This is a genomic window from Erysipelatoclostridium sp. MSK.23.31 (assembly GCF_019125875.1).
GTDB classification, from domain to species: Bacteria; Bacillota_I; Bacilli_A; order Erysipelotrichales; family Coprobacillaceae; genus Thomasclavelia; species Thomasclavelia ramosa.
Map to the genome: position 1 here is coordinate 108,881 of NZ_JAHOCB010000001.1, position 12,063 is coordinate 120,943.

8 protein-coding genes are annotated in these 12,063 nt (G+C 31.3%); 2 read left to right on the plus strand and 6 right to left on the minus strand.

What is annotated here, in order from left to right:
- Positions 1-5 precede the first annotated feature (5 nt).
- The 6 genes from KSU54_RS00545 to carB (KSU54_RS00570) all read right to left on the minus strand — a co-directional run bounded on the left by KSU54_RS00545 (position 6) and on the right by carB (KSU54_RS00570) (position 10,300).
- Positions 6-1,439, minus strand: a complete 1,434-nt coding sequence (locus KSU54_RS00545; protein WP_003537064.1) for a sensor domain-containing diguanylate cyclase — start codon at positions 1,437-1,439, stop codon at positions 6-8.
- A gap of 27 nt (positions 1,440-1,466) precedes the next feature.
- Positions 1,467-1,736, minus strand: a complete 270-nt coding sequence (locus KSU54_RS00550; RefSeq protein WP_008793043.1) for a DUF1905 domain-containing protein — start codon at positions 1,734-1,736, stop codon at positions 1,467-1,469.
- A 97-nt stretch (positions 1,737-1,833) separates the two neighbouring features.
- Positions 1,834-2,220, minus strand: coding sequence for a hypothetical protein (locus KSU54_RS00555; protein ID WP_226814466.1), 387 nt, complete (start codon positions 2,218-2,220; stop codon positions 1,834-1,836).
- Positions 2,221-2,453: 233 nt separating this feature from the next.
- Entirely contained in the window at positions 2,454-5,651 is a 3,198-nt protein-coding gene (gene carB / locus KSU54_RS00560; RefSeq protein ID WP_003537061.1) for a carbamoyl-phosphate synthase large subunit, read from the minus strand.
- Position 5,652: 1 nt separating this feature from the next.
- Positions 5,653-6,723, minus strand: coding sequence for a carbamoyl phosphate synthase small subunit (locus KSU54_RS00565; RefSeq protein WP_009300698.1), 1,071 nt, complete (start codon positions 6,721-6,723; stop codon positions 5,653-5,655).
- Between the two features lie 358 nt (positions 6,724-7,081).
- Positions 7,082-10,300, minus strand: a complete 3,219-nt coding sequence (gene carB / locus KSU54_RS00570) for a carbamoyl-phosphate synthase large subunit (RefSeq protein WP_003537059.1) — start codon at positions 10,298-10,300, stop codon at positions 7,082-7,084.
- A 327-nt stretch (positions 10,301-10,627) separates the two neighbouring features.
- Between carB (KSU54_RS00570) and KSU54_RS00575 the strand changes: the two genes are divergently transcribed.
- Both KSU54_RS00575 and KSU54_RS00580 read left to right on the plus strand, forming a co-directional pair.
- Positions 10,628-11,098, plus strand: coding sequence for a DUF1003 domain-containing protein (locus tag KSU54_RS00575; protein WP_008793046.1), 471 nt, complete (start codon positions 10,628-10,630; stop codon positions 11,096-11,098).
- 55 nt (positions 11,099-11,153) lie between these two features.
- A complete protein-coding gene (locus KSU54_RS00580) occupies positions 11,154-12,038 on the plus strand; it encodes a GH25 family lysozyme (RefSeq protein WP_040434247.1) in 885 nt (294 codons plus the stop codon).
- Positions 12,039-12,063 lie beyond the last annotated feature (25 nt).

The window sequence follows — 12,063 nt, forward strand, 5'->3', positions numbered from 1 at the left end:
TCTCCTTAAAATTTTGCCAATTTATTTTTTCCTAATGATTTAGCAATATATAAGGCACTGTCTGCAGCCTTATATAGTTCCGCTACGGTTTCTCCATCCTTTGGTGCAACTGCTAACCCACAACTACATGTGACAACAATATCTGGATGTTCTTCTATTTTTATTTTAGCAATTTGGTTACAAGTCAGTTCAAGTTTTTGAATAACAATATTAATAATTTGAACATTTTCAATTAAGATAACAAACTCGTCACCGCCTAAACGTCCGACCAAATATTCACCAAGATTATCTCTTAAAATTTGTCCAATTTCTTTCAAAATAATATCACCAATAGGATGACCATATGTATCATTGATTTTCTTAAAATCATCAATATCTAAAATCGCTAATCCAAATTCACTTTGAGCTTTTAAATACCTCTTAATTTCCTCTGTTAATTTCCGACGATTATATAAACCTGTCAAACTATCATAATCAGCTCTTTTTAACAAAACACGACGCTCTTTTTTATTTACAATAAAAATATAAAGAACCGTAACTGTTAGAACCATTGCAACAGCTCCCAGCAAATATGTCTCATATTTCATAATAAACTGATAATCTTGAAATGCATCAGAGACTAATACAGAATAACAAATTACCCACTCACTTGACTCTAAAGGAACATATACTAAATAACGTGTTTCTTTACCTCCTTTAGTCAAAACACATCCTGAAACATAATTACTAATGTCTGTTTTTATCTGCTGCAGCTGCTGATTACTTAAAATATTACTTTCCTGACAATAGTCATAAAAATTTCCTTGATAATTATGAAGCTTCTGATCATTAATCAAAAAATTACCAGAATAATCAATTAAATAAGTATAACCCTTGTTATTATATAAATTAGAAAACTCAATTTCACTAATTGCCCGTACATCATAAGATCCCATTACCATACCGATTATTTGACCATGTTGACTATAAATTGGAACAGATAAAGCCATCCTACGCTCACCATCAATAACTGAATCTACTGGTTCACTATTTCTAGCTCCTCCATTCATCGTATCTTGATAATATCCTCTAGTACTTATATCATAACTACTACCATCACTTAGATATCCAATTCCATCTTCAAACGCCACAACAATTCGATCAAATCCATTTTTAGAAACAAATGCTTTAGTAAAATTTATCAATTGTGACATATCACGTGTGTTTAAGCTAGTGATATACCCAGATATCCCTTCTAATTCTTGATATTGTATAGAGATCGTCGCTTCCAAACTTTTGCGATGAGAAATTACTTCGTTAAGTAAAATTTCTTGAACTTTTTCATTAATCCCACTATTGATATTAGTTAAAAAAATAGTTACACATATAATTGACATTATAATAAAAAACAAGATGGCGAATAGGTACTTCTTTGTGTATTTAGACTCTACTTTTAGCATCTTTTTCACCCCTTGTTTTATTTACTATTATTCACGTTCTTGAATCGTTACGTGAACAATATCTCCTGGTTGTTTATTAATTATTTTTCGAATATCTTTTCTCAACCCAATAATATGATTAGGGGTTTTCATTTTTACTAAACTTCCTAAATATTCGATTCCATCAAATGTAGCAATGACTTTTACACGTCCTTTATTAAATTCCTTTTTTACATCGTATGGAAAATCAACATAAGCACCATCTATATTCGGTACTTTTTTAATTACAGCATCAAATTCATATCTTTTCATATTCATTTTATCACTTCCATATGTAATTGTAACCCATATCAAGAAAATAATCTAATTTCATTACTTTTAACTAGATATAATCTTATTATAAGAAACTCTAAGATTATAAAAATTTAAATATCGATCCCATGATTAAATAAATAAAAACTAAGTCTTTTAAAACATGATATCTCCCATGAATTACCATAAAAAACAACTCGTTTAGCTTTTTTATTGTCTTTATTAGAATTCTAATTTGGTGATCTTCAAACTCAGTTTCTAGAGCACTCCAAGCCATATTGGAACGATACTGTTGATAATCAATATTAAACATTTTTTTCTGTTTTACTTCTTCATCTAATATAGTAATTAAATCTTTAAAACTCTCATAGCCATCCTTACTAAAAAAACGATGTAAAGAAGCCTTAGAGATCCCTACATCATCAATAACTTTCTTAATCGTCAACTGTTCCAATGAATTTAAATGCATTAATAAATAGTGTGCAATCACACTATCACTAGATTCTTAGCTACACAACCGATATAGCATTTCATATGTATACATATTATCTACCTCTTTCAATAATTATACTTCAATATAAAAAAACATAAAGTTAATTATCTTCATTAACAACTCAAAATAATAATGTTATTGGCCATAATTTTATCAAGAAACTACTTATCAAAGTTTATATTTTACAAAAAACAGACTTAATGATGCAATCTCACTAAGTCTGTTTTAAACTATTTTAGTTTAGTAATATCTACTAAAGAAGTATCCCCTTTATGACGTTTTTCTAAACTAGTAATCAATGCTTGAGCAGTATCTAATGAAGTAAAGATTGGAATTCCTGCTTCTACAGCAAATCTTCTAATTAAGAAACCATCTTTTAAGTTATCATTGCGAGTGGGAATATCAATGATTAAATCAACAGTATCTGTTAACATTAAATCAAACAATGTGTTACTTTTAGCACTAATGCGATTCACTAAACTAACTGGTACATCATTTTCTTTTAAGAAATTATAAGTTCCTTCGGTTGCATATAAATCATAACCAAACATATAATATTGTTTTGCAATTGGTAAAAATTCATCTTTTGCAGAATCTTTAATCGTACAAATAATATTCTTTTTCTTTGGTAAATTGATTCCTGAACCAATAAATGCTTTATAAATTGCCTCATCATAATCAGTTGAAATTCCAAGCACTTCTCCTGTTGATTTCATTTCTGGACCAAGACTAATCTCAGCTCCCTTAATTTTTTCAAAAGAGAAAACCGGCATTTTAATCGCAATTGTTTCTTTTTCTGGTGCTAAGCCATATTCATATCCCTGTTCTTTAATTGTTTTTCCCATAATAACATGAGTTGCCACATCTACCACCGGAATATCTGTTACTTTAGAAATATATGGAATTGTTCTACTTGAACGAGGATTTACTTCAATTACATATACTTGGTCTTCATATACAATAAATTGAATATTAATTAAACCGATGACATTTAAAGCTTTAGCTAAACGACCTGTGTATTCAACAATCGTATCTTTAATATGCTGTTTGATCTTTTGAGTTGGATAAACTGATATACTATCACCTGAATGGACTCCCGCACGTTCAACATGTTCCATAATTCCCGGAATCAGTATTCCATTTTCATCACAAATAGCATCAACTTCTACTTCTTTACCAGCTAAATATTTATCAATTAAAATTGGGTGTTCTTGATATTGACGATTAATGATTTTCATAAATTTCTTTACATCACCATCATTTAAACAGATCTCCATTCCTGCTCCCCCTAAAACATATGAAGGACGAACTAAAACTGGATATTTTAATCGATTAGCAACTTCTAAAGCCTCCTCAATTGTAAAGACTGTTGAACCACGAGGACGATCAATTTCACATTTTTCTAAAATCTCATCAAATCTTTCACGGTCTTCAGCTGCATCAACATCGTCAGCTGATGTTCCTAAAATTTTAACCCCCATCTCCATTAATGCCTTTGTTAGTTTGATTGCAGTTTGACCACCAAATTGAACAATTGCTCCATCAGGATGTTCGATATTAACAATATTCTCAACATCCTCTGGTGTTAATGGTTCAAAATATAAGCGATCTGCAATATCAAAGTCAGTACTTACTGTTTCAGGATTATTATTTACAATAATTGTATCATAACCAGCTTCTTTTAAAGCCCAAACGCAATGAACTGAGCAATAATCAAATTCAATTCCTTGTCCAATTCTGATTGGTCCTGAACCTAAAACCATTATTTTTTTCTTATCATCAGCTGGATTTACTTCATTTACTCCACCATAGACTGAATAATAATATGGAGTTGTTGCATCAAATTCAGCCGCACATGTATCAACCACTTTATACACTGCGTTAATTTTATTTTCTTGGCACATATTTTTTACTTCATCACTAGTTTTACCTGTTAACTTAGCAATTACTTGATTTGGGAATTCTAAACGTTTAGCTTTTTTCAATAACTCTCCACTTAATTCTTTATTTTGTAATTCCTTTTCTACTTCTACTAAATGTTTGATTTTATCGATAAACCATAAATCAATTTTTGTGATATCATGAATTTCTTTTTCACTAATTCCTTGGCGTAATGCTTCTGCTACCGCAAAAATTCTTTGATCGTCAACATCTTTTAATTTCTTTTGGAGAAATTCAACATCTTTTCCATCAAGTTCATCTAGATGCAAATAGTAAAGATTTTGCTCCAGTGAACGTAATGCTTTCATTAGCGCACCTTCAAAATTATTGCAAATGCTCATAACTTCTCCAGTTGCTTTCATTTGAGTCCCTAATTCCCTTGAAGCATCAACAAATTTATCAAATGGCCATTTAGGAATTTTACATACGACATAATCTAATGTTGGTTCATATGAAGCATAAGTTTTCCCTGTTACTGCATTGATGATTTCATCTAATGTGTACCCTAAAGCAATCTTTGCTGCTAGTTTTGCAATTGGATAACCAGTAGCTTTACTAGCTAAAGCTGAAGAACGACTAACTCGTGGATTTACTTCAATTACACAGTATTCAAAACTATCGGGATTTAGCGCATATTGAACATTACACCCACCTTGAATATCTAATGCTGTAATAATATTTAAAGCAGAGGTTCTTAACATTTGATATTCTTTATCTGATAAAGTTTGGCTTGGCGCTACAACAATACTGTCACCAGTATGAACTCCTACAGGATCTAAATTTTCCATGTTGCATACAGTGATGCAGTTTCCAGCACCATCACGCATTACTTCATACTCAATTTCTTTCCATCCGGCAATACACCTTTCAATTAAACATTGACTAACTCGTGATAACCTTAATCCATTTGAACAGATATCATGTAATTCTGTTTCATCATAAGCGATTCCGCCTCCCGTTCCACCTAAAGTATAAGCAGGACGTACTACAACTGGATAACCAATCTTTTTAGCAAACTCTAAAGCATCATCAACATGATTAACAACTAATGAGGCTGCACATGGTTCATTAATATTTTCCATTAGGGTTTTAAACTCTAAGCGATCTTCGGCTAATTTAATCGTATTAGTTGAAGTCCCAATCGTTTGAACATTATGTTCTTCTAAAAAACCTTCATCAGCTAATGCCATCGCAATATTCAAAGCATTTTGACCACCCAGGGTTGGCAAAATACTGTCTGGTTGTTCTTTAATTATTAAACTTTTAACAACCGGTACGGTTAAGGGCTCAATATAAACCTTATCAGCAATATCCTTATCAGTCATGATTGTTGCAGGGTTAGAGTTGATTAAAACTACTTCAATCCCTTCTTCTTTTAATGCCCGACAAGCTTGAGTTCCAGCATAATCAAATTCTGCTGCTTGACCAATAATAATTGGTCCCGAACCAATTACTAATACTTTTTTTATTCTACTATCTTTTGGCATTCTATTTTCCCTCCATCATCTTTATAAATTCTTCAAATAAAGCATCAGTATCCAATGGACCAGCACATGCTTCAGGGTGAAATTGTACTGTTTTAATATTTTCTTTAAGATAAGTAACACCTTCGATTGTCTTATCATTTACATTGATAAACCATGGTTTTGCTACTGCTGAATCAATTGAATCTTCTTTAATCACAAAATTATGATTCTGAGTAGAAATATATACTCGACCAGTTTCTAAATCTTTAACCGGATGATTAGCACCATGATGGCCATACTTCATCTTTTCAGTTTTGAAACCATGGGCTAAAGCCATTAACTGATGTCCTAAACAAATCGCAAAAATCGGTGTTTGACTACTTGCAAGCAGCTTGATTTCTTCAATAATTTGAACATTTTCCTCAGGATCTCCAGGACCATTTGAAAGCATGATTCCATCATACTTTTCTTTTAGAATAACTGACGCTGGCGTACTGGCAGGATAGACTGTAACTTGACATCCACGTTTCACTAAACTTTTAGCAATGTTAGCTTTTGCTCCATAATCTAATAAAGCAACTCTTTTATCTCCAGTACCAATTGTATAAGACTCTTTACATGTAGTTTGTTCCACAACTCCAGTTACTTTGAAAGCATGAATCCGTTTCATTACTTCATCAAGATTTTCATATTTAGTTGTTGTTATCATTCCATTCATACATCCAATATTACGAATAATTTTCGTTAGATTTCGAGTATCAATTCCTTGAATCCCAGGAATATCATGTTGGATTAGGTATTCCTCTAAATCAATATTTTTTCTAAAATTACTTCCCAATCTAGCTAGTTCATTTACAATAAATCCCTCTACATGTGGTTTACTTGACTCTTGGTCTTCTAAACAAACCCCATAATTCCCAATTAATGGATAAGTCATTACGACTGACTGACCAGCATAAGAAGGATCTGTTAACACTTCTAAATATCCTGTCATCGAAGTATTAAATACAAACTCACTAACTACTTCTTTAACTGCACCAATACTTGTTCCTTCAAATACACTGCCATCTTCTAAAATTAAGTATGCTTTCATCATTCATCCTCCTTAATTACTATAAAAAAACATATCAATATAACTGATATGTTTAATAACAATAAAAATATAAAAATGAGTTCATAATATCAAATTTTTCACTTACTAATTCTTTAAAAAACACCAACATATGCCTCATTCCTTTCTTATTCTTGTATAGTATAGTAGAAATCATTTGAATATTCAAGATATTTTTATACTTTTTTATTATCACGAGTCAAATTTATTGATATAGATTAATATTTTCAAGCCTAATAATAAAAAATCATTGATACAAACACAATAAAATCCCACCTCCATAGATTTAGTGAAATTATCTCATTTATCTACTTTGGTGGGAATAGCTTAAATTTAAATTTTATTTAATTGCTAAATGATACTCTTGTAAAGATTTAACTTCATGACTACCATGAATTTTCATTTCCATAATTCCTTCTAATGATGCTTTAGCAGCAGCAATATTAGTCATATATGGAATTCTCATTTTAATTGCAGCTTTACGAATATAACTATCATCATGAGCACTTTGTTTACCATGAGGTGTATTAATGATCATTGCTAATTCACCATTAGTTAAAGCATCACTAATATTTGGACGACCTTCATGAATTTTTTTGATTTTTTCTACTGGAATACCACTTTCTTTGATCAAGTTATAAGTATTCCCTGTTGCTACAATAGTAAATCCAGCATCATAATATCCTTGTGCAAGCTCAACAACTTCTGGTTTGTCTAAGTCACTAACACTGATCAAAACTTTTCCTTCAGTTGGTAAAATTGTTTTCGCCCCTTCTTCAGCTTTATATAAAGCTGCTCCATATGAACTGGCAATTCCTAATACCTCTCCAGTTGAACGCATTTCAGGTCCTAAAACAGGATCTACTTCCGGGAACATATTGAATGGGAAAACTGCTTGTTTAACTCCAATATGAGGAATTTTCTTTTCTGTTAAAGTTGGTACTGGTGAAGGACGCCCAGTCAATTCACGAGTAACAATATCTGTCGCAATTTTTACCATATTAATATTACATACCTTTGAAACTAGTGGTACTGTTCTTGAAGCTCTTGGATTGGCTTCTAATACATATACTTTATCATCAGCAATTGCATATTGCATATTCATTAAACCACGAACATTCATTTCTTTAGCAATTTTCTTTGTATATTCTTTAATTGTTTCTAAATGACGGATAGGAATATGTTTAGAGGGTAAGATACATGCTGAATCACCTGAGTGGATACCAGCTAATTCGATATGTTCCATAACCGCAGGAACAAAAACAGTTTCACCGTCACTGATTGCATCAGCTTCACATTCCATAGCATTATTTAAGAAACGGTCGATTAAGATTGGGCGATCAGGAGTTACCCCAACAGCTGCTTTCATATATTGTTCAAGACTTTCATCATCATAAACAACTTCCATTCCACGACCACCTAAAACATAAGAAGGTCTTACCATTAATGGATAGCCGATTCTTTTAGCAATTTCTAATGCTTCTTCAACATTTACTGCCATTCCAGATTCAGGCATTGGAATTTCTAATTTTTCCATCATTGCATTAAATAAGTCACGATCTTCTGCCATATCAATAGTTTCTGGTGTTGTTCCTAAAATATTCACACCATTTTTCTTTAATTGAGCAGCTAAGTTAAGTGGTGTCTGTCCACCAAATTGTGCAATTACACCTACTGGTTTTTCTTTTTCATGAATACTTAAAACATCTTCTAATGTTAGTGGTTCAAAGTATAATTTATCAGATGTATCATAGTCAGTTGATACAGTTTCAGGGTTACAGTTAACAATAATTGTTTCAAATCCTAATTTCTTTAATGCTAAAGCAGCATGAACACAGCAATAGTCAAATTCAATTCCTTGTCCAATACGATTAGGTCCACCACCTAAAATCATAATTTTCTTTTTATCGTGATGAATGTCGCTATTATCTTCAGCATTATATGTTGAATAATAATAAGCACTATCCTTTGTTCCACTTACGTGTACTGGTTCCCATGCTTGATTAATATTATTAGCTAATCTTTCTTCTCTAATTACATTTTCCTCAACATTCAAAATTTGACTTAAATATTTATCTGAGAATCCATCTTGTTTTGCTTGTTTTAGTACTTCAGCCGGTAATTCTTTACCTTCGTATGATTTTATATTTTCTTCTTCTTCAACTAATTCTTTCATTTGTTCAATGAAGTAATGTTTGATTTGTGTTAGTTCAAATAATTCTTCAACTGTTGCTCCCTTTCTTAACGCTTCATACATAATGAATTGTCTTTCGCTAGTTGGAACAGTTAACATATGTAATAATTCTTCTTTAGATAACTTATTGAAGTTTTTAGCATACCCTAAGCCATAACGTCCAATTTCCAATGAACGAATTGCTTTTTGGAAAGCTTCTTTATAAGTTTTGCCGATACTCATAACTTCCCCAACAGCTTTCATTTGAGTACCAAGTTTATCTTCAGCCCCTTTGAATTTTTCAAATGCCCAACGTGCAAACTTGATTACAACATAATCACCATCAGGTACATATTTATCTAAAGTTCCATATTTACCACAAGGAATATCTTCCATAGTCAAACCAGCCGCTAACATTGCTGAAACTAAAGCAATTGGGAATCCTGTTGCTTTTGATGCTAAAGCTGATGAACGAGATGTTCTTGGATTAATTTCAATAACAACGATTCGATCAGTTTCTGGATCATGAGCAAATTGAACATTTGTCCCTCCAATTACACCAATTGATTCAACAATTCTAAATGCTTGGTCTTTTAAACGATCTTGCACTTCTTGGCTAATTGTTAACATTGGAGCGCTACAGAATGAATCTCCAGTATGAACTCCTAATGGATCAATATTTTCAATGAAACATACTGTGATCATGTTGTTGTTAGCATCACGAACAACTTCAACTTCTAATTCTTCCCAACCTAAAATAGATTCTTCGATTAAACATTGACCAACTAAACTAGCTTGTAACCCCCGAGATACAACTGTTTTTAATTCTTCAACGTTATATACCAGTCCACCACCGGCACCACCCATAGTATAAGCAGGGCGCACAACTACTGGATAACCTAACCGTTCAGCAATTGCTAAGGCTTCTTCAACAGTTGTTGAAACCTCACTACGAGCCATTTCAATGCCTAATTTATCCATTTCTTTTTTAAATTCTAAACGGTCTTCACCACGTTCAATCGCATCAACTTGAACTCCTAATACTTGAACGTTATATTTTTCTAAAACACCAGCCTCATTTAATTCAGAACATAAGTTTAATGCTGATTGCCCACCTAAGTTAGGAAGTAACGCATCTGGTCTTTCTTTTTCAATGATCTGTGTTAATCGTTCTACATTTAATGGTTCAATATAAGTAACATCAGCAGTTTCCGGATCTGTCATGATCGTTGCAGGATTTGAGTTCACTAACACGATCTTATAACCTAACCCTCTTAAAGCTTTACACGCTTGAGTTCCTGAATAATCAAATTCACAAGCTTGACCAATAATAATTGGACCTGAACCAATTACTAATACTGTATTAATATCTTCTCTTTTTGGCATTTTTGTTCCTCCGTATAATCTTGATTAATTTCACAAAAAAACATATCAAGTAAATGATATGTTAATTATAAAAAATAGAAATATAAAAGAATTGAAAATGATCAGTAATAGTCTTAACAATGCGTTCACCAAATACTTTAAACATCATAATCACTCCTTCATAACTTTATCCATATTAGTATACAAAACTAAATGACACTATTCAACAAATTTATAATTAGTTATCATTGTAAGAAACCTTCTTCAAAATCCATATTTTTATTTAAAATCTAGTTATTGCGTTTAAAACAAAACAAGCTGTAAATACTATATAAAAGGATGGTTTTAATGAAAAATTTAACACACACTAAAATAATAAATGAAATCATTGAAAATGTTCGTGATGATATGCAGGATGAAGAAATAATTCATCTTGTTCTTGAAAAAACAGTTGCTTTACCTGATGGTAAGGATGAAACACTAGGACAAAAAATTGCTGATAAAATTGCTCATCTTGGTGGTAGTTGGACTTTTATCATTATTTTTATTATATTACTAATTTCCTGGATGATTTATAATATCCTTGCTAAAGATAGCCTCGATCCTTATCCCTTTATTCTTTTAAATCTGATTTTGTCATGTATTGCTGCGATTCAAGCACCTATTATTATGATGTCGCAAAATCGTCAAGAGCAAAAAGATCGTCAAAGAAACGAAAATGATTATAAAGTAAATTTGAAAACTGAAATCATTATTCAGGATCTTCATAATAAATTAGATCAAATTCTTGAAGAACTTGAAAAACAAAATCATCAATAAGCATCAATCGACAACTATTTTTAATTATGTTAGAATTAGTTGTCGAGGTGATATCATGAAAAAGAAAACTAAAAATAAAATTTTTAGTCAAAAAAATATTATTTTTCTTTTTATTGCTGGTACCCTTCTTTTTTCATGTTCATTATATTATAAACAATATTTACCAAAGTATCTGACCCATAGTATCGTTATTTTACTAATTATGATATTTTGTTTACTGCCATTTTTATTTAAGCGATTTAAAAAGCAACGTAATCTAATCAAAATCATCGTATCTGCTTTATCATTTAGTTTAATTGTTACTGGTATATTAGTCTTTAATCATAATGATCGATTAGCTAAAGACGGCCAATATATTGGCATTGATATTTCTAAATGGAATAATAATGTGAATTTGCAGTTAGCTCGTCAAGAAATTGATTTTGTGATTATCCGTTGCGGCTATACTTCTCTAACTGATGGTACCAAAACCAAAGTTGATCCGCTTTTTGAACAAAATATCAAGCAATGTCAAAATTTAAATATTCCTTACGGTGTATATTATTATTCTTTAGCCACTGAAGCTACTCAAGCAAAAAAAGAGGCTGAATATGTTAATCATTTACTAGATGGAAGAGTTCCCGAACTTGGGGTTTTTATTGATTTAGAAGATGAAACTTTTCAAGGGGCTTTAACAAATGATCAATTAACAATCGTAGCTACAACTTTTTTAGATAACATTCAAAATCAAAATAAAAAAGGAATCTATGCTAATCATCACTGGTGGACAACTAAATTAACTGATAAAAAACTAGATTCTTACATTAAATGGAAAGCACGTTATAATGATACTCCAGTATTAGAAGAAGAATATCATATTTTACAATATAGTGAAACTGGTCAAATTAGAGGAATCAATGGTAACGTTGATTTAAATATGACTATCAATAAATATTGGTAATAATTTCATTTTAATAGCTTAATTA